Source organism: Mesorhizobium sp. M0437 (assembly GCF_040321335.1).
In the GTDB taxonomy this organism is placed as follows: Bacteria; Pseudomonadota; Alphaproteobacteria; order Rhizobiales; family Rhizobiaceae; genus Mesorhizobium.
In genome coordinates, this window is record NZ_JAMYRK010000001.1 from 115,216 (window position 1) to 135,559 (window position 20,344).

14 protein-coding genes are annotated in these 20,344 nt (G+C 64.4%); all 14 read left to right on the forward strand.

All coding sequences use genetic code 11. From position 1 onward, the window contains the following. The first annotated feature begins 50 nt into the window (after positions 1-50). The 14 genes from NKI72_RS00500 to NKI72_RS00565 all read left to right on the forward strand — a co-directional run bounded on the left by NKI72_RS00500 (position 51) and on the right by NKI72_RS00565 (position 20,333). A complete protein-coding gene (locus tag NKI72_RS00500; protein ID WP_352849771.1) occupies positions 51-1,550 on the forward strand; it encodes a helicase HerA domain-containing protein in 1,500 nt (499 codons plus the stop codon). Between the two features lie 496 nt (positions 1,551-2,046). Continuing rightward, positions 2,047-3,153, forward strand: a complete 1,107-nt coding sequence (locus tag NKI72_RS00505; protein WP_352470181.1) for an efflux RND transporter periplasmic adaptor subunit — start codon at positions 2,047-2,049, stop codon at positions 3,151-3,153. Next, on the forward strand, positions 3,150-6,353 hold the full coding sequence (locus tag NKI72_RS00510; RefSeq protein WP_352849772.1) for an efflux RND transporter permease subunit: 3,204 nt from the start codon (positions 3,150-3,152) through the stop codon (positions 6,351-6,353). Before NKI72_RS00505 ends, NKI72_RS00510 begins: the two co-directional genes overlap by 4 nt. 443 nt (positions 6,354-6,796) lie before the next feature. Next, positions 6,797-7,396 (forward strand): ANTAR domain-containing response regulator, encoded by a 600-nt coding sequence (locus tag NKI72_RS00515; protein WP_023676288.1) that lies wholly within the window; start codon positions 6,797-6,799, stop codon positions 7,394-7,396. 2 nt (positions 7,397-7,398) lie between these two features. Beyond that, entirely contained in the window at positions 7,399-8,637 is a 1,239-nt protein-coding gene (locus NKI72_RS00520) for a CmpA/NrtA family ABC transporter substrate-binding protein (protein WP_352849773.1), read from the forward strand. Between the two features lie 359 nt (positions 8,638-8,996). Then, positions 8,997-10,313, forward strand: coding sequence for a CmpA/NrtA family ABC transporter substrate-binding protein (locus NKI72_RS00525; protein ID WP_352849774.1), 1,317 nt, complete (start codon positions 8,997-8,999; stop codon positions 10,311-10,313). A 74-nt stretch (positions 10,314-10,387) separates the two neighbouring features. Then, the gene (gene ntrB / locus NKI72_RS00530) at positions 10,388-11,284 is read left to right on the forward strand and encodes a nitrate ABC transporter permease (RefSeq protein WP_352849775.1); all 897 of its coding nucleotides are present in this window, start codon (positions 10,388-10,390) and stop codon (positions 11,282-11,284) included. Between the two features lie 11 nt (positions 11,285-11,295). Next, entirely contained in the window at positions 11,296-12,093 is a 798-nt protein-coding gene (locus NKI72_RS00535; protein WP_352681456.1) for an ABC transporter ATP-binding protein, read from the forward strand. A gap of 391 nt (positions 12,094-12,484) precedes the next feature. Further along, positions 12,485-12,682, forward strand: coding sequence for a twin-arginine translocation signal domain-containing protein (locus NKI72_RS00540; protein ID WP_352469909.1), 198 nt, complete (start codon positions 12,485-12,487; stop codon positions 12,680-12,682). Positions 12,683-12,740: 58 nt separating this feature from the next. Beyond that, a complete protein-coding gene (locus tag NKI72_RS00545; protein ID WP_352448438.1) occupies positions 12,741-14,042 on the forward strand; it encodes an MFS transporter in 1,302 nt (433 codons plus the stop codon). 19 nt (positions 14,043-14,061) lie between these two features. Next, positions 14,062-16,512, forward strand: coding sequence for a nitrite reductase large subunit NirB (gene nirB, locus NKI72_RS00550; RefSeq protein ID WP_023676296.1), 2,451 nt, complete (start codon positions 14,062-14,064; stop codon positions 16,510-16,512). Between the two features lie 66 nt (positions 16,513-16,578). Then, positions 16,579-16,908 carry a nitrite reductase small subunit NirD gene (gene nirD, locus NKI72_RS00555; RefSeq protein ID WP_352849776.1) on the forward strand — a complete coding sequence of 110 codons (330 nt, stop codon included), beginning with the start codon at positions 16,579-16,581 and terminating at the stop codon, positions 16,906-16,908. Positions 16,909-16,911: 3 nt separating this feature from the next. Further along, a complete protein-coding gene (locus tag NKI72_RS00560; RefSeq protein ID WP_352849777.1) occupies positions 16,912-19,743 on the forward strand; it encodes a nitrate reductase in 2,832 nt (943 codons plus the stop codon). 104 nt (positions 19,744-19,847) lie between these two features. Further along, positions 19,848-20,333: a hypothetical protein gene (locus NKI72_RS00565; RefSeq protein ID WP_352849778.1), complete on the forward strand. Its 486-nt coding sequence runs from the start codon at positions 19,848-19,850 to the stop codon at positions 20,331-20,333. Positions 20,334-20,344 lie beyond the last annotated feature (11 nt).

Here is a 20,344-nt window from a genome sequence, read left to right on the forward strand (position 1 = left end):
GACGGGCTGTGATGCGATTGATAAGCCCTCTCCGCAAGGAGAGTCGAGACATGACCGTTGCGATCGAGATGGGCCAGACGAGCGCAGGCGCCCCGGCGGCGCTGGATCTCGAGGAGCTGCTGGCGACCCGCCTTTTGGTGCAGGGCAATTCGGGCTCCGGCAAGTCCCACCTGCTGCGCCGGCTCTTGGAGCAGAGCGCGCCCTGGGTGCAGCAGACCATCATCGACCCCGAAGGCGACTTCGTGACGCTGGACGACCGTTTCGGCCACCTGGTGATCGACGCCGAGGAGCATACCGAGCGCGGCCTGCAGAGCGCCGGCGAGCGGGCGCGCATCCACCGCGTCTCCACGGTGCTCAATCTCGAGGGGCTCGACGCCGAGAACCAGATGCGGCGCGCCGCCGCCTTTCTCGGCGGGCTTTTCGAGGTCGCCCGCGACCACTGGTACCCGATGCTGGTGGTGGTTGACGAAGCGCAGCTGTTCGCGCCGGCTGTCGCCGGCGAGGTTTCCGACGAGGCGCGCAAGCTCTCGCTCGGCGCCATGACCAATTTGATGTGCCGCGGCCGCAAACGCGGGCTGGCCGGCATCATCGCCACCCAGCGGCTGGCCAAGCTTGCCAAGAACGTCGCGGCCGAGGCTTCCAATTTCCTCATGGGCCGGACCTTTCTCGATATCGACATGGCGCGCGCCGCCGACCTGCTCGGCATGGAGCGGCGCCAGGCGGAGGCTTTTCGCGACCTCGAGCGCGGGCAATTCATGGCGCTCGGCCCGGCGCTGTCGCGCCGTCCGCTGGGCTTGCGGATCGGCCCGACCGATACAAGTCCGCGCAACGCGACCCCGCGCCTGATGCCGCTGCCGGAATCGGCGTTGGAGGACGCGCGCGCGATCATCCTGGCGGCCCCGCCGCCCGAAACCGTCCGGCCGCAGCGCCGGTCGTCGCCGGACCTGCTCGACCAGCTGATGGCGGCGAAATCGGCGGCGCTGGAAATCCGCCCCGAAGCGGTGGAGCCGCCGATCAGCGCCGAGGATTTGGCGGAGCGCCGCGAGCGCGTCGACCGGGTGCTGCGCGCCGTGCTGGCGCAACCCGATGCCGGCTTCCGGGTCATCGGCGTGCTTTATCAGGAGTTCGTTGTCCGCTGCCGCATCGAGGGCCTCGCCTCGGTCGTGCCGGACCTGCCGGAGTTCCGCCGCATGCTGACCCGCGCCCGCGCCGGCCTCGGCTCCGACATGGCAGGCGATGACGCTTGGCAGGACGTCTCGGCGCGCGCCTCGCTGCTCCCCGAGGACATGCAAGGCGTGTTCATGATGATCGCCCGCGCCGCCAAGGAGGGCTGGCCCTGCCCGAGCGACGCGGCGATCGCCCGCGCCTACGGCTCGCACTCGCTACGCCGCGCCCGGCGCCTGCTGATATATATCGAGGAGCAGGGGCTGATCGTCTGCCAGCTCGACGGGGTTGGAAGGCGGACGGTGACGCTGGTGGAGCTCGCCTGGGCGACCGCGCCGGGCGATCCCAATGCAGAGGACGCGGAGCAGGGGAGGTTGGTGGTGTAAGGGCTGACGCGGTTTGGGCGAAAGCTGACGTCGCTCAACATCAGCAAGCGCCAGAGTGTTCATCGCCGAACCAGTACTCAGACGTCGCGTTTGGGGCCGATAGCGAAATGGCGGCTTTAACGTTTGAAGAAGGATTGCGGACGTTCAGCCCGACGGGACCAAGGTCTGTTCCCAGGTCTAGCCGCCCCCTCTCAATGGCATCCCCGGACCGCCCGGTGGATCTGCATCGCAAGTGGCGGGTGGCGGGGCAGCCACAGGGTGGACATTTCAGCCCACATCGAAAATGATCATGTTGCCATGCACAACACTGTAGTGCTCTGATTTCGACGAAAAGCCTGAGCGTAGAAGCGGATCAATCGACCTCCGGGTCCAGCGGGCGAGGACGCAAATGGACACCCAAGAGAATGGGCAATTGCATCGCGACGCGGGCGGGCGACCCTGTCGATCGGCCGGCTGGCTTACCCGCGCCGCCGTGTCGGCGGCATTCCTGCTCGGCATGGCTTTCAGCAGCACTGCGTTTGCGCAGGACCAACAGTTACCCGTGGTGACGGCGGCCAAGCCGGTGGTCCGTGAAATCGTCGAAGACGACGAGTTCGTCGGGCGCTTCGAAGCCCTCGACCAGGTCGCCATCCGTTCGCGCGTCAGCGGCTATCTGGACAAGGTCAGCTTCCAGGACGGCGCACTGGTCAACAAGGGCGACCTGCTCTTCACCATCGATCAGCGTCCGTACCAGGCGGCTTATGATGCCGCCAAGTCGCAAGTGGACGTCGCCAAGAGTCTGCTCGAATTCTCCAAGATGCAGCTGGATCGCGCCGACGAACTCGCCAAGACCGGCAATATCTCAACCGCGACGGTCGACGACCGCCGGCGGGAATACCTTTCGGCGCAGGCGCAGATGCAGGGCGCGACGGCTGCGCTGACGACGGCCAGACTGAACATGGAATTCACCGAGATCAAGGCGCCCTTGTCCGGCCGCATCGACCGCCGGCTGGTGTCGGTCGGCAACCTCGTGCAGCCGGATTCCACCTTGCTGACGACCATCGTTACGCGCGATCCGATCGACTTCTATTTCGACGTCGATGAGCGCCTGTATTTCAGCTACGCCCGCGACGCGAAGGAGCGCGGCGGCAGCATGCAGGAAGGCGCCGGCGGGCTCGAGGTGGTGGTTCGCGTCGCCGACCGCGCGGAGGCGGTATTCAAAGGCAAGCTCGATTTTGCCGAGAACCGGATCGACAACGCGACCGGCACCATGCGGGTGCGTGCAAGGTTTCCCAACGCCGACGGCATTCTCCAGCCAGGCATGTTCGGACGCATCAACGTGCCGGGGTCGCTGCCGCATAGCGGCGTGCTGGTGCCCGACGAGGCGATCGGCGCCGATCAGGATCGCCGCATCGTGTTCCTGGTGGATGAGGCCGGGATGGTGTCGGCGAAGCCCGTGCGCACCGGCCCGCTTCTCGACGGCTACCGGGTGATCCGCCAGGGCCTGACCGGCGATGAGACGATCATCGTCAACGGGCTGATGCACGCCAGGCCCGGCACCAAGGTCAAGGTCGAGATGGTGACGTTGCCGCCCAGGGCCGAGACCGCCGAGTTGCAGCAATGAGGTTCGCACATTTCTTCGTCGACCGTCCGATCTTCGCATCGGTCGTTTCGATCGTCCTGCTGATCCTCGGCGGGATTGCTTATACCCAGCTGCCGGTCGCGCAATATCCCGAGATCGCGCCGCCGACCATCGTCGTTCGCGCCCAGTATCCGGGCGCAGACGCCGAGACGGTCGCAGCGACGGTGGCAACGCCGATCGAGCAGGAGATCAACGGCGTCGAGGGCATGCTCTACATGTCGTCCTATTCGTCGGGCGACGGGGCGATGGCGCTGACCATCACCTTCAAGCTGGGCACCGATCTCGACCAGGCGCAGGTGCTGGTGCAGAACCGCGTGTCGGTCGCCGAGCCGCGCCTGCCCGAAGAAGTCCGCCGCCTCGGCATCACCACCACCAAGACCTCGCCCGACCTGATGATGGTCGTGCACATGCTGTCGCCCGACAATACCTACGACCAACTCTACGTCTCGAACTACGCCCGCTCGCGGGTGCGCGACATACTGCTCAGACTAGACGGCGTCGGCGACCTCATCATCTTCGGCGAACGCGAATATTCGCTGCGCATCTGGCTCGATCCGGAAAAACTGTCCGCCCTGGGGATGACCTCGGGCGATGTGGTGCAGGCGCTGCGCGACCAGAATGTCCAGGTGTCGGGCGGCTCGATCGGCGCGCCGCCGACCAGCACCGGCACGGCGTTCCAGTACACGGTCACAACGCAAGGCCGCTTCAACGACGCACGCGACTTCCGATACGTGATCGTCAAATCGACCGACGACGGCCGCCTGATCTCGCTCCAGGACGTGGCGCGCATCGAGCTCGGCGCCAAGGATTACGTCACCAACTCCTATCTCAACGGCAAACCGGCGGTGGCGCTCGCCATCTTCCAGCGGCCGGGCACCAATGCGCTCGCCGCAGCCGCGGAGATCCAGGACAAGATGAAGGAGCTTTCCCGCGACTTCCCGAAGGGGTTGAGCTACGACATCGTCTACAATCCGACCGAGTTCGTCGCCGAGTCGATCCAGGAGGTCTACAAGACGATCCTCGAGGCGATGCTGCTGGTCATCATCGTCATCATCGTCTTCTTGCAATCGTGGCGCATGGCGATCGTGCCGATCGTGGCGATTCCCGTGTCGCTGATCGGCACGCTGGCGGTACTTTACGCCGCCGGCTTCTCGCTCAACATGCTGACGCTGTTCGGCCTCGTTCTGGCGATCGGCATCGTCGTCGACGATGCGATCGTCGTGGTCGAAAACGTCGAGCGCAATATCGCCAGAGGGCTGGCGCCCAGTCCGGCGTCGCACCTGACCATGGACGAAGTCGGAACGGCCGTCATCGCGATCTCGCTGGTGCTGATAGCCGTGTTCGTGCCGACAGCCTTCATCCCCGGCATTTCTGGGCAGTTCTATCTGCAGTTTGCTATCACCATCGCGGTGTCGACGGCGATCTCGGCATTCAATTCGCTGACGCTTTCGCCGGCGCTGGCCGCACTGCTGTTCAAGCCGCATCACGCCGCGGCGGCGCCGCCGCGCTTTTTCCTGGCGCGGTTCGGACGGGCGCTCGCCGACGGCTTCAATCGCGGCTTCGACAGGGTCGCCCATTGGTATTCGAGCATTATCCGCGTGCTGGTCGGCTCGTGGATAACGATGGCCGCCATGCTGGCCGTTTTCGCGGCCCTCATCTACGCCACGGTCTACATGGTGCAGGCGGTGCCGCGCGGTTTCATTCCGTCGCTTGACCAGGGCTATGCGATCGTCGTCGTCCAGTTGCCGGACGGCGCTTCGCTGTCGAGGACCGATTCGGTCATCCAGCAGGCGTCGCAGATCATCCAGAAAACGCCAGGCGTCGATTACGCTGTCGCCTTCGCCGGCTTCTCCGGCGCGACCTTCACCAACGCCAGCAACGCGGGCGTGATCTTCGCCAGGTTCAAGCCGTTTGACGAGCGACTGAAAGCCGGCCAGTCGGCGACCCAGGTCATCGGCAATCTGTTCGGCAGCCTGCAAAGCATCAAGGAAGCCTTCATTATCGCACTGCCACCGCCGCCGATCCGCGGCGTCGGCAATGCCGGCGGCTTCAAGCTGCAGATCCAGGAGCGCAACAGCGCCGACATGCGGCAGATCCTGGCGCTTGCCTACGAAATCGCCGGCAAGGCCAACAAGACGCCGGGGCTGACGGGCGTGTTCACCACCTTCTCCGCGTCGAGCCCGCAATTCTTCCTGGCGATCGATCGCGACAAGGCGCGCATCCTGAACGTGCCGATCCCCAACATCTTCGAGGCGCTGTCGATCAATTTGGGTACCGCCTACGTCAACGACTTCAACGCTTTCGGGCGCGTCTACCAGGTGCGGGCGCAGGCCGACCAGGCGTTCCGTCTCGATCGCGCCGACATCTTGAAACTGAAGGTGCGCTCGGCGACCGGCGCGCTGGTTCCGCTCGGCACGTTGATCGAGATCCGCGACGTCACCGGCCCGGCGCTGGTCCAGCGCTACAACATGTACGTCTCAGTGCCGCTGCAGGGCAACGCCGCGCCCGGCGTTTCCACGGGCGACGCGCTGGCATTGATGGAAGGGATCACGGCAAAGACGCTGCCGGCCGGTACCTCCTATGAATGGACCGAGCTCGCCTATCAGGAGCGCAACACCGGCAATGCCGCTGTCTATATTTTCGGACTGTCGGTGCTGTTCGTGTTCCTGGCGCTGGCGGCGCAATATGAAAGCTGGGTGCTGCCGTTCGCCATTGTGCTGGTGGTGCCGCTCGGCGTGCTCGCGGCGTTGCTCGGCGTGTCTTTCCGAGGGCTGGACAACAACATCCTCGTGCAGATCGGCCTCATCGTGCTGATCGGGCTTGCCGCGAAGAACGCGATCCTGATCGTCGAATTCGCGCGGCAGGCGCAGGAACGCGGGCTGTCGGCCGCCGAGGCTGCCGTCGAAGCCTGCCGGCTCAGGCTGCGGCCGATCCTGATGACCGCCTTCTCGTTCATCCTCGGCGTCGTGCCGCTGATGATCGCAACGGGACCGGGCGCAGAAATGCGCCAGTCGCTCGGCACCGCGGTATTCTCCGGCATGCTCGGCGTCACCTTCGTCGGCCTGTTCCTGACGCCGGTGTTCTACGTCACGCTCAGGTCGCTGTTTTCACAGCGCAAGCCCCGTGCCGAGGCCGAACCTTCGGGGCCGGCAGAGGCGCCATCGGAGACGGCCGCCGAGTAGGGTTACGAATTCGCCGCGCGAGCGCGGTTATCACTCCAGAAAATCGGCGCGGCGCGGCAACGGCTACGATCTGCGCAACCTCGGCGTCGAGGTGCCGCGGAGACCCTGCTCGGTCTGATCCAGCCTGACAGCCGCATCCAGTTCAGCGAGACGATGCCGGGCGGAGAGGCCAATGCGATCTTCTATCTGGTCGACCAGGCGGGGCTTGAGGGCGCAACCGCGACCTCCGGAGTCCTCGCTTGCGATGTCTGCTTCCGCCCGACGCGATCACCGTGCGCCGACAGACCTGCAGGCAGCCGATCAGGCGGGTGCGGCGCCCGCGGCGTCAACTTCGTGGCGCCGGCCGTCGTCCAATTCCTCAGGCGGCGCCTGGACGCCGGCTTTGTTTCCGTGAATCTCGCCATGCCGCATTGCACAATCGTCTCGCCTGCGCAAAATGCGGCATGATCCGCAAATCCCTCACTGTTCTGGTGATCGATGAAAACCACATTCGCGCTTCGATAATCGAAGCGGGATTGCGGGAGGCCGGGCATCAGCAGGTCACGGTCATCCACGACGTCGCCGGCATCGCGCGGCGGATCGCCGAGATCGAACCCGACGTGATCGTCATCGATCTCGAAAATCCCAACCGCGACATGCTCGAAAACATGTTCCAGCTTTCGCGCGTGGTGAAGCGGCCGATCGCCATGTTCGTCGACCGCTCGGATCAGGCTTCGATCGAAGCTGCGGTGGAAGCGGGGGTATCGGCCTATGTCGTCGACGGCCTGCGCCAGGAGCGGGTCAAGCCGATCCTCGACATGGCGATCAGCCGCTTCAACGCCTTCTCGCGCATGGCGCGCGAACTGGAAGAAGCCCGCAGCGAGTTGGAGAGCCGCAAGGTGATCGATCGCGCCAAGGGCATCCTGATGAAATCGCGCGGCCTGTCGGAGGACGCGGCCTACACGCTGCTGCGCAAGACAGCCATGAACCAGAACCGCAAGATCGCCGAAATCGCGCAGAGCCTGGTGACGGCGGCAGGGCTTCTGGATCCCGAGGAGAGTTGAGAATGGCGGCCGAGCACCGGATCAATGCTGGCTTCATGCCGCTCTTCGACAGCGCCATCCTTGTCGCGGCGAAGGAAATCGGCTTTGCTTTGCGCGAAGGCATCGACCTCACCCTCAACCGGGAAACGTCCTGGGCCAACATCCGCGACCGCATCGCCATCGGCCACTTCGATCTGGCGCACATGCTGGGGCCGATGCCGATCGCCTGCAATCTGGGGCTGACGCCGCTCGCCTCCGATACCCTCGTGCCGTTCTCGCTCGGCCTCGGCGGCAATTGCGTGACGGTTTCAAACGCGGTCTGGGCCGGCATGGCCGCGCACGGCGCCCAACCCGATCTCGATCCGGCGCGGGCCGGCAAGGCATTGCGAGCGCTGATTCGCGAACGGGCGAATGGCGGCGGCGATCCGCTGCGCTTCGCCGTCGTCCATCCGCATTCCGGGCACAATTACGAATTGCGCTACTGGCTCGCCGCCTGCGGCATCGACCCGTCGCGTGAAATCGAGATTGTCATCGTGCCGCCCCCCTTCATGGCCGACGCGCTCGCCGCCGGCAGGATCGACGGCTACTGCGTCGGCGAACCTTGGAACAGTGCCGCGGTCGTCGCCGGCACCGGCCGCATCGCCACGGTCAAGGCGGCCATCTGGAAGACCAGCCCGGAGAAAGTCGTTGGCGTGCGCAAGGCATGGGCGGAAAGAGAGCCGGACGCGCTTTCAGCCCTGCTGCGTGCGCTTCATCACGCGGCGCGCTGGTGCCAGGATCCGGCAAACCGTGACGAACTCGCGGCCCTGATGGCGCAGCCGGCCTTCCTCGGGCTTGCGCCGGCGCTGCAGATGCCGATTCTCAGCGGGCATCTGGCGCTCGGCGGCGGCGCCGAACTCACCGTCGGCGACTTCTTTCTGCCCTTCAACAAGGCGGCGAACTTCCCGTGGAAGAGCCATGCGCTGTGGTTCTACACGCAGATGGTGCGCTGGGGGCATGTCGCGCACACGCCGGAAAACCTCGCTATTGCCCGCGACTGCTACCGCCCCGATCTCTACCGCTCGGCGTTGAAGCCGCTTGGCGTGGCGCTTCCCGGTGCCAATGCCAAGGTCGAGGGCGCGCTGAAGGCCGCGACTCCGGTCGGTTCGGCGGGGGCAAGCCTGGTGCTCGGTCCCGATGGCTTCTTCGATGGCCAGATATTCGATCCCGACGAGATCGACGCCTACATTGCCGGCCAGAAATTGGCGCGCGCTGAAGCCTGATCATTTCCCCGGCATTCTTGTGCGCTGCACAAAAAATGTGCGTGCGACTGCGCTAATGAACAATCCTTGGCTTGCTCGCCCAGCGGGCCGGCGCGCCGAAGATTGTGGCATGCCGTTGATCTCATTGATGTTTGTCATCCATTCCGAAACTGGCACGGTTCCTGCTTTGCAATAGGCAGACTCTTCTCGGGTCACGGAATAGGCGTCCAATGGCGGGCGCTACAGGCAAAGCTGCCGCTCAGGTCGACACGCGATCCCGGATGGACGGACGCGCGCGGCCTGGCCGGCGGCTTTTTTTGTTTTGGTCGAACACGCAATCGACGGCGCCGATCCCAAGCCGCGCCCAACCGGAGATGACGATGACGAAAAGCACCAATAGCCATTCCGCCCAAACGGCGATCAGCCGCCGGGATTTCCTGAGGATCAGCGCGGCCACCGCGGCAACGCTGGCGGCGGCGCGTGCGCTGCTGCCCTCCGGCGCCTATGCGGCGCCCGCCGCGCAGGAAGTCACCGGCGCCAAGCTCGGCTTCATCGCATTGACTGATGCAGCACCGTTGATGATCGCCAAGGAGAAAGGCCTGTTCGAGAAATTCGGCATGCCCGATGTCGAGGTGCTCAAGCAGGCCTCCTGGGGGGCGACGCGCGATAATCTGGTGCTCGGCGGCGAAGCCAACGGCATTGACGGCGCCCATATCCTGACGCCGATGCCTTATCTGATGCACACCGGCAAGGTGACGCAAAACAAGCAGCCACTGCCGATGGCGATCGTGGCGCGGCTCAACTACGACTGCCAGGGCATTTCCGTCGCCCAGGAATATGCCGGCACCGGCGTCGGCCTCGACGCCTCCAAGCTGAAGGACGCCTTCGCTGCGAAAAAGGCCGCAGGCAAGGAGGTGAAGGCCGCCATGACCTTCCCGGGCGGCACGCACGATCTTTGGCTGCGCTACTGGCTGGCTGCCGGCGGCATCGATCCCGACAAGGACGTCTCGACCATCGTCGTGCCGCCGCCGCAGATGGTCGCCAACATGAAGGTCGGCAACATGGACGTGTTCTGTGTCGGCGAGCCGTGGAACGAGCAACTCGTCCACCAGGGCGTCGGCTTCACCGCCGCCACCACCGGCGAACTGTGGAAGGGCCATCCGGAAAAGGCGCTCGGCCTGCGCGCCGCCTTTATCGACAAGTACCCGAACGCCACCAAGGCGATCCTGATGGCCGTCATGGAAGCCCAGCAATGGTGCGAGGCAAAAGAAAACAAGGACGAGATGGCCGCCATCATCGGCAAGCGGCAGTGGATGAACGTGCCGACTGCCGACATCATCGGCCGCCTCAAGGGCGACATCAACTACGGCAATGGCCGCGTCGCCAACGGCACCGACCTCTATATGAAGTTCTGGAAGGGCGGCGTGTCCTATCCCTTCAAGAGCCACGACAGCTGGTTCCTCGCCGAAAATATCCGCTGGGGCAAGTTCGCGCCGACCACCGACATCAAAGCACTGGTCGGCCAAGTAAACCGTGAGGATCTGTGGCGCGAGGCGGCCAAGGATCTTGGTGTCGCCGCGGCCGATATTCCGGCGTCTACGTCGCGCGGCGCCGAAACCTTCTTCGACGGCAAGATCTTCGATCCGGAGAACCCGTCGGCCTATCTCGACAGCCTGAGAATCAAGGTGTCGGCCTGAGCCTGACATAGGTGCAAGGCAGGCGGTGGCACCGCCGCCTGCCTTGCACCTGCCGCCAAGGAGTTTTTCGAGAAATGTCTATCCAAGCCATCGAGGACCGCAAGGTGAAGCCGTTCCCCGCACCGGCCAAGCCCGCCGAAATCATCGCCTTGACCGCCAGGGCGCGGCGCCGCTTCGACCCGGCCGCGATCGCCGCCAAACTGGCCAGCACGCTGGTGCCGCCGGTCATCGTCATCACCATTATGCTCGTCGTCTGGCAGGTCGCCTGTTCGTCGCCCACGGCCAGCCTGCCACCGCCGAGCCAGGTGTGGAACGAGGCCTATGACCTGATCGCCCACCCGTTCTTCGACAATGGCCCGCAGGACATCGGACTCGCCTGGCGGGTGCTGATGTCGCTGCAGCGCGTCGCCATGGGCTTCGGCCTGGCAGCAATCGTCGGCGTCGCGCTCGGCGCGCTCGTCGGCCAGTCGATCTGGGCGATGCGCGGTCTCGATCCGGTCTTCCAGATCCTGCGCACGGTGCCGCCGCTCGCGTGGCTGCCGCTGTCGCTGGCGGCGTTCCGCGATTCCAGCCCGTCGGCGATCTTCGTCATCTTCATCACCTCGATCTGGCCCATCATCATCAACACCGCGGTCGGTGTCCGCAACATCCCCGAGGACTACCGCAACGTCGCCCGTATCCTCCGGCTCAACCAGTTCGAGTTCTTTGTGAAGATCATGGTGCCGGCGGCCGCGCCCTACATCTTCACCGGCTTGCGGATCGGCATCGGCCTGTCCTGGCTCGCCATTGTCGCCGCCGAAATGCTGACCGGCGGCGTCGGCATCGGCTTCTTCATCTGGGACGCGTGGAACTCGTCGCGCCTGCCCGACATCATTGTCGCGCTCGCCTATATCGGCATCACCGGCTTTTGCCTCGACCGCCTGGTCGCGGCGGTCGGCGTCTTCGTCACCCGCGGCACAACGGCAAAGTGAGGAGAGGGACGATGACGGCCTATCTGAAACTCGACCACATCAACAAATCCTTCGCCCGCGGCAGCCAGGTCAGCGACGTGCTGAAGGACATCCGGCTGACTATCGACAAGGGCGAATTCGTCTCGATCATCGGCCATTCCGGCTGCGGCAAGTCGACCTTGCTCAACCTGATCGCCGGCCTGACCAAGGTCTCGGCCGGCGCCGTCCTGCTCGAAGACAAGGAGGTCGACAGCCCCGGCCCGGAACGCGCCGTGGTGTTCCAGAACCACAGCCTGCTGCCTTGGCTCACCGTCTACGAAAACATCAACCTCGCGGTATCCAAGGTCTTCGGCGGCAAAAAGAGCCGGGCCGAGCGGCATGAATGGATCATGCGCAATCTCGATCTCGTGCAGATGGCGCATGCCAAGGACAAACGTCCGGCCGAGATTTCGGGCGGCATGAAGCAGCGCGTCGGCATCGCCCGGGCGCTGGCCATGGAGCCGAAGATCCTGCTGCTCGACGAGCCCTTCGGCGCGCTCGACGCGCTGACCCGCGCGCATCTTCAGGACGCGGTGATGGATATCCATTCGAGGCTCGGCTCGACGACGATCATGATCACTCACGATGTCGACGAGGCGGTGCTGCTGTCCGACCGCATCGTCATGATGACCAACGGGCCGGCGGCCACCATCGGCGAGGTTCTTCCCGTGCCGCTGGCCCGGCCGCGTCGGCGCATTGAGCTTTCCTCCGACCGCACCTTCCTGCGCTGCCGCGAGGCGGTGCTGAAATTCCTCTACGAACGCCACCGCTTCGTCGAAGCCGCGGAGTAAGGCCATAATTGGAAACTCGTCATCATCATTGGCAAATCTGCATCGGCAATGGGCAATCTACCGCATTGCACAAATATTATGCTGCTGTGCAAGGCATTTTGACTAATCTTTGATCCGCTGCCGAGCTTGGTCAAAAGTCGCGCGGCTGCGGTTCATATTGATTTCATTCTATAATTAAGAGCGCTGTCGAATTGGCACGCTTCCTGCTTTCCAAAATGTAGGGTCCGCAAGGGCCAAGTGACACGGCGTCCAATGGCGGGCGCCACAGGCAAAGCTGCCGCTCAGGTCCACACGCGCTCCCGAAATCCCGGACGCGAAGACCTGGCCGGCGGCTTTTTTGTTTTGACGCAATCGACACGCTGGTCCCAAGCGGCGCCAACCGGAGACGACGATGACGAAACGGATCGGAACTGGCGCGTCCCTCGCGGACTTCACGCGCCGCGATTTTCTGGCCGCTAGCGCGCTGACGGCGGCGCTGTTCACCGCCGCGCTCCTCCTCTTTCCCGCCGGCGCCAAGACTGACGGCAAGGGTCTTGAAGTGACCGCGCAAAGGTCGGTTTCAACCAGTTCGCCGATGCTGCGCCGCTGACAGTCGCGAACGAACAGACAAGGGCGGTGCCTCCCACGCCGCAAACCGGAGCCAGAAAATGACCGCAAATCTCCCAGCCGCGCCCAGCCAGGACAGCGCTCCCCGGCAGGCGCTTGCCATGTCCACCATCGCCTTCACCGTCTGCTTCGCGGTGTGGACGATCTTTTCAATCATCGGCGTGCGCATAAAGCAGGAGTTGGGGCTGAACGAGACGGAGTTCGGCCTGCTCGTCGGCACGCCGATCCTCACCGGCTCGCTCGTGCGTATGGTGCTCGGTGTCTGGACCGACCGTTTTGGCGGACGGCTGGTATACACCGCGACCATGCTTGCGGCGGCGGTCGCGACCTTTCTGCTCGCTTTTGCGCACACCTACGGGCAGATGCTGGTCGCCGCATTAGGCGTTGGGCTCGCCGGCGGTTCCTTCGCCGTCGGTGTCGCCTATGTCTCGCGCTTCTTCCCGGCCGGCAAGCAGGGTACGGCGCTTGGCATTTTCGGTGTCGGCAATGTCGGCGCCGCGGTCACCAAGTTCCTGGCACCGTTCGTGCTTCTTTCCTGGGGCTGGCAGTCGGTCGCGCTGATCTGGGCGGCAGCACTCGTCGTCATGGCCGCCGTCTTCTGGTTCACGACTGGCGACGATCCGGTCATCCGCGAGCGCCGCGCCGGCAAGGCAGCGCCCAAGAGAAGCTTCTTGCAGGAATTCGCGCCGCTCAAGAACCTGCAGGTCTGGCGCTTCGCCTTCTATTATTTCTTCGCCTTCGGTGCATTCGTGGCGCTCTCGCTGTGGCTGCCCCGCTACCTGATCGGCGTCTACGGCTTCGGGCTTGCGACCGCCGGCATGATTGGCGCGGCCTATTCAATTCCGGCAAGTATTTTCCGCGCCTATGGCGGCGTGCTTTCCGACCGGATCGGCGCCCGCACCGTGCTCTACTGCACCTTCGCTGTCAGTGCCGTCGCGACTCTCGTTCTGTCTCTCCCCTCGGCAGACTACGTCGTGCGCGGTATCAGCGGGCCGATCGCCTTCCATTTCGAGATCGGCCCGCTTGCCTTCATAGCCGTTGCCTGTGTGCTCGGCTTCTTCATGAGCCTTGGCAAGGCCGCCGTCTACAAGCACATCCCGGCTTACTATCCGCAGAGTGTCGGCGCGGTCGGCGGCGTTGTCGGCATGATTGGCGGGCTCGGCGGCTTTATCCTGCCAATCGCCTTCGGCGTGCTCAACGACCTCACCGGCGTCTGGTCGAGCTGCTTCATGCTGCTCTTCGTCATTGTCGCCACCTGCTTTGCCTGGATGCATTTTTCCATCCGGCGGATGGAGCGCACGGCGTCTGACGAAGCTTCAGGCCTTTCCTACGCGGCTGAGTGAGAGCGGAGTGGATCAGGACATGACCGAGAAACTCGTCATCATCGGCAACGGCATGGCCCCCGGGCGCATGCTGGAGCATCTCCTGGAAAAGGCGCCTGGGCGCTACCAGGTCACCATCTTCAACGCCGAGCCGCGCGTGAACTACGACCGCATCATGCTGTCGCCGGTTCTATCGGGAGAAAAGGCCTATGAGGAGATCATCATCCATGGCGACGGTTGGTACATCAAGCACGGCATCACCCTCTACAAGGGCCACAAGATCGTCGCCATCGACCGGCAGGCAAAGACCGTCACCTCCGATCATGGCGTGACCGAGCCCTACGACAAGCTCGTCATCGCCACCGGCTCGGTGCCGTTTATCATTCCGGTGCCAGGCCATGACCTGCCGGGCGTGCTCACCTATCGCGATCTCGACGACGTCCGGGCGATGATGCTTGCCGCCCAGTCGCGGGCCAAGGCTGTCGTCATCGGCGGCGGCCTGCTCGGCCTGGAAGCGGCTGCGGGTCTGAACGCGCAGGGCATGGACGTCACCGTGCTGCACGTCATGCCGACGCTGATGGAGCGTCAGCTCGATCCGGCCGCCGGATATCTCCTGCAGCGCGCCGTCGAGCAGCGCGGCATCAAGGTCATCACCAAGGCCAACACCCAGGCGATCACCGGCAACGGCAAGGTCGAGCGGGTGGAGCTTGCCGACGGCACAGTCATTCCCGCAACGCTCGTCGTCATGGCGGTGGGCATCAGGCCGAATGCGGCGCTGGCGAAGGAAGCCGGCATTGCGGTCAATCGCGGCATCGTCGTCGACGCCGGCATGCGCAGCAACGATCCCGATATCTACGCAATCGGCGAATGCGCCGAGGTCAACGGCCAGGTCTACGGGCTGGTCGCGCCGCTCTACGAGATGGCGCGCGTCGCCGCCAGCCATCTGGCCGGCAATGAGGCGGCGGCTTTCGTCCACATGGACACGCCGACTAAGCTCAAGGTCACCGGCATCGAGCTGTTCTCTCTCGGCGACTTCGCCGAGGGCGATGACCGCCAGGAGATCGTGCTGCGCGATGCCGCGGCCGGCGTCTACAAGCGCCTGGTACTCAAGGACGACCGCATCATCGGCACCGTGCTCTATGGCGAGACGGCGGACGGCGCCTGGTTCAACGACCTCAAGAAGAAGCAGACCGACATATCCGAGATGCGCGATACGCTCATCTTCGGCCAGTCCTACCAGGGAGGCGCCCCCCTGGACCCTATGGCGGCCGTTGCAGCCTTGCCGGATGATGCGGAAATCTGCGGTTGCAACGGCGTATGCAAGGGAAAGATCACCGGCGCGATCACGGCCAGGGGCTTGACCTCGCTCGACGATGTGCGCGCCCACACCAAGGCGTCGGCCTCCTGCGGCTCCTGCACCGGGCTGGTCGAAAAGCTGATGGTGCTGACCATCGGCGACAAATACAACCCCGCGGCGGTCCAGCCGATGTGCAGCTGCACCGCGCTTGGCCATGACGAGGTCCGCCGGCTGATCAAGGCCAAGGGCCTGAAGACCATTCCCGCCGTCATGCAGGAACTGGAGTGGAAGACCTCCTGCGGCTGCGCCAAATGCCGGCCGGCGCTCAACTATTATCTCGTCTGCGACTGGCCCGACGAATACGCCGACGATTACCAGTCGCGCTTCATCAACGAGCGCGTCCACGCCAACATCCAAAAGGACGGCACCTATTCGGTAGTGCCGCGCATGTGGGGCGGCGTCACCAACGCCGCCGAATTGCGCGCCATCGCCGACGTCGTCGACAAGTTCGAGATCCCGATGGTCAAGGTCACCGGCGGCCAGCGCATTGACATGCTCGGCATCCGCAAGGAAGACCTGCCGGCGGTATGGGCCGATCTCGGCCAGGCCGGCTTCGTCTCCGGCCACGCCTATGCCAAAGGACTGCGCACGGTGAAGACCTGTGTCGGCTCGGACTGGTGCCGCTTCGGCACGCAGGATTCGACCGGCTTGGGCATCCGTATCGAAAAATTCATGTGGGGCTCGTGGACCCCGGCCAAGGTCAAGATGGCGGTGTCGGGCTGTCCGCGAAACTGTGCCGAGGCGACCTGCAAGGATGTCGGCGTGATCTGCGTCGATAGCGGCTACGAGATCCATTTCGCCGGCGCCGCCGGTCTCGACATCAAGGGCACCGAAGTGCTCGGCCTGGTCAAGACCGAGGACGAGGCGCTGGAGCATATCGTGGCGTTGACGCAGATGTATCGCGAGCAGGGTCGCTATCTCGAGCGTATCTACAAATGGGCCAAGCGCGTCGGCATAGCTGAGATCAAGCGTCAGATCATGGACGATGGCGAGAAGCGCAAAGCCTATTTCGACCGCTTCGTCTTTTCGCAGAAATTCGCCCAGGTCGACCCATGGTCGGAACGTGCTTCCGGCAAGGACAAGCATGAATTCCGGCCGATGGCTTCGGTCGGCTTTGCCCAGGCGGCGGAGTAGGCGCGTGTTCCCGAAAAGTGGAATGCGGTTTTCGGACAAGAACACGCGCAAAAGAGGAATGGCCACATGAATTGGGTATCGATCGGCACGCTCTCGGACATTCCGCGTCGCGGCGCGCGCTGCGTCGCCACGCCGGAAGGAAAGATCGCCGTCTTTCGCACGGCCAACGATCAGGTCTTTGCCATCGACGACCATTGCCCGCACAAAGGTGGGCCGCTCAGCCAGGGCATCGTCCATGGCACGGCGGTGACCTGTCCCTTGCACAATTGGGTGATCTCGCTGGAGACAGGCAAGGCGCTCGGCGCGGACGAGGGCGCGGTGCGCACCATTGCGGTGCGGATCGACGGCGAGCGGCTGTTCATTGCGCTGGAAGCGCCGGCCAGCCGCGCGGCGTGAACCATGCAGATTGATGAAGCGCGCGAGGTGAGGACCACCTGCCCCTATTGCGGGGTGGGTTGCGGCGTGCTGGCGAAGGTCGCCGCGGACGGTGAAATAACCGTTCGCGGCGACCCGGACCACCCGGCGAATTTCGGCCGGCTCTGCTCCAAAGGCTCGGCGCTGGCTGAGACCATCGATCTCGACGGCAGGTTGCTATACCCGGAGATCCACGGTCGCCGCACCGACTGGGACGAAGCGCTCGACCTTGTCGCTTCGACCTTCTCGCAAACCATTGCCGAACACGGCCCAGGTTCGGTCGCCTTTTATGTTTCCGGCCAGTTGCTGACCGAGGACTATTACGTCGCCAACAAGCTGATGAAAGGCTTTATCGGCTCGGCCAATATCGACACCAATTCGCGCCTGTGCATGGCCTCGTCGGTCGCCGGCCACCGCCGCGCCTTTGGCTCGGACACCGTTCCGGGAAATTACGAGGATCTGGAACTTGCCGACCTGATCGTGCTGGTCGGCTCCAATCTCGCCTGGTGCCATCCTGTACTCTACCAGCGCATTGCCGCCGCCCGGGAAAAGCGGCCCGAGATGAAGGTGGTGCTGATCGATCCTCGCCACACCATGACCTCAGACATCGCCGACATGCATCTGGCGATCGCGCCCGATGGTGACGTCGCTTTGTTCACCGGCCTGCTCGCCTATCTCGGCCAGCACAACGCGCTGGACCGCACCTATATCACGGCGCACACGACCGGCTTCGGGCAAGCGCTTTTCGCCGCCTCGGCGCTCGATCTTGCCGGCATCGCGGCTGCCACGGGTCTCAGTGAGGACGAACTGGCCCGCTTCTACAGCCTGTTTGCCGCGACGGCGAAGACGGTGACCGTCTACAGCCAAGGCGTGAACCAGTCGTCTGCGGGCACCGACAAGGTCAACGCCATCATCAACTGCCATCTGGCCACCGGCCGCATAGGCCAGCCCGGCGCCGGGCCGTTCTCGGTGACCGGCCAGCCCAACGCCATGGGCGGCCGTGAGGTCGGCGGCATGGCCAACATGCTGGCCGCCCACATGGAGATCGAAAACCCCGAGCACCGCGAACGCGTGCAACGCTTCTGGAATGCCCCAACCGTCGCCGAAAAACCCGGCCTGAAAGCGGTCGAGATGTTCCAAGCGGTGGCCGACGGACGCATCAAGGCGCTGTGGATCATGGCCACCAACCCCGTCGATTCGATGCCGGATGCCGATGCCGTCGAGGCGGCGATCAAGGCCTGCCCGTTTGTCGTGGTCTCCGACGTGCTGGCCAAGACCGACACGGTCCGCCACGCCCATGTCCGGCTGCCGGCCACCGCATGGGGCGAAAAGGATGGCACCGTCACCAATTCGGAGCGCCGCATCTCGCGCCAGCGAGCCTTTTTGGCCACGCCCGGTGAGGCAAGAGCCGACTGGTGGATCATCGCTGAAGTCGCCAAGCGGATGGGCTTCGGCGAGGCTTTTTCGCATGTGTCGCCGGCCAACATCTTCGCCGAGCATGCCGCGTTGTCGACATTCGAGAATGACGGGGCACGCGATTTCGACATCGGCGCCTACGCCGGGATCGATGCAGGGACGTATGAGGAGTTGGCGCCATTCCAATGGCCAGCGCCGAGCCAAGGCACCCCCCTCTGGCCTGCCGGCCATCTCCCTCTCAAGGGGGGAGATTGGATGTCACCACCGGTTTCGCCAATCGTTGCCATTGCTGAAAAGGTGGTGCCGGCAAAACTGCCAATCTCCCCCTTTGAAGGGGAGATGGCCGGCAGGCCAGAGGGGCGCGCGCGGCGCCAGCCGGAGGTCAAAAGCACCCGCTTCTTCGCCAACGGCAATTTCTACACGCCCGACGGCAAGGCACGCTTCATTGCCATCCGCCCAGCCGCACAAACCCGCACCAGCCCGGACTTCCCGCTGGTGCTCAACACCGGGCGCGTGCGCGACCATTGGCACACCATGACGCGGACCGGCAAGAGCCCGCGCTTGTCGCAGCACATGGCCGAACCGTTCGTCGAAATCCACCCGTCGGATGCGCAGCACTTCGGCATCGGCGATGCCGAGATCGTCCGCGTCTCGACTGCCCATGGCGAGGTGCTGGTCCGCGCCCTGGTGACGGTGCGTCAACGCCAAGGCTCTGTATTCGTACCGATGCACTGGACCGATCAGTTCTCCGCCCGCGCGCGCGTCGATGCACTGGTCGCGCCGACGACCGATGCGATTTCAGGCCAACCGGCCTCGAAGAATGTTGCCGCCCGCATCGAGCGGTTCGCCGCCACAGCCTTCGGCTTCGCCGTGCTTGCCGAACGGCCCGCATCGATTGACGCCGATTACTGGAGCCTCGCCCGCTGCCCCGCCGGCTGGCGGCTTGAAATTGCGCTGCAGGACAGCCGTGACTGGACCGGGTTTGGCGCCTCCCTGTTAGGCATGGAAGGGGAGACGCTCGCCTATCACGACATCGCCGGCGGGCACCATCGCTTCGCCCGTTTCGCGGGAACTCGGCTGGTCGGCGCGCTTTATCTTGCGCCCACCCCGGTAGCGGTGTCGCGCGGGTGGGCAGTCGAACAACTTGGTGCTGACCATGCTGATCGGCAGGCGCGGCTGGCGATTGTCGCCGGGCGGCCGGGCGGCAACAGCGTCGACCGCGGTGCCACCGTCTGCGCCTGTTTCGGGGTCGGTGCCAACCAGATCGCGGAAGCGGTACGCGGCGGCTGTACCAGCGTCGCGGCAATCGGCGCCGCCCTTCACGCCGGCACCAATTGCGGCTCTTGCCGCGCCGAGATCAAGACGATTATCGACGGGCGGCGTCTGCAAGCTGCGGAGTGAATGCGCCGAGAAACTCTGCCGTGCCGCTGCATGATGCTTACTAGCAATTTACAAACCATGGGCTACCAACGTTCTGACTTCGATTCGCTCGGAACGGGAGCCTCATGAGCAAAGCCCTGACCTCATTCGCGCTTGCCGCCGCGCTGACGGCCTTGCTGATGGCGCTCAGCCTGATGGTGGCCAGGCATGGCTATCCCTATGGCGCGATCGGTGCCAAGCGCTTGAGCGACATCGCCGATGCGGGGACGTTCATTCCGCTCGCGGCGATCTATTTTTTCAGCGCACTGCTGATGATGGTTCTGCCGATCAGGCTCGCTGGCATCGTCCTGACACATGCCGCCGATGCGATCTTCTGGACGGTCATCTTGTTGTTTGCGGTCATCGTTGGATGTCTCGCCGCGAGATTTGCTTTCGGTCAGCGCGATGTGCTCCCGGCACTGCTGAACTGGCGGTTCCTGTTTGTCGCAGCCGTCGTCGGATGCCATCTCTTCATCAACGAGCTGCGCCGGAACATCCTGTTGCGAAGCCTGTTCTTCGTCGTCTTCGCCGCAGCGACACTGGCCTGCCTGTTTTGGTCCTTCACCATCTGAGCATGTGCGAC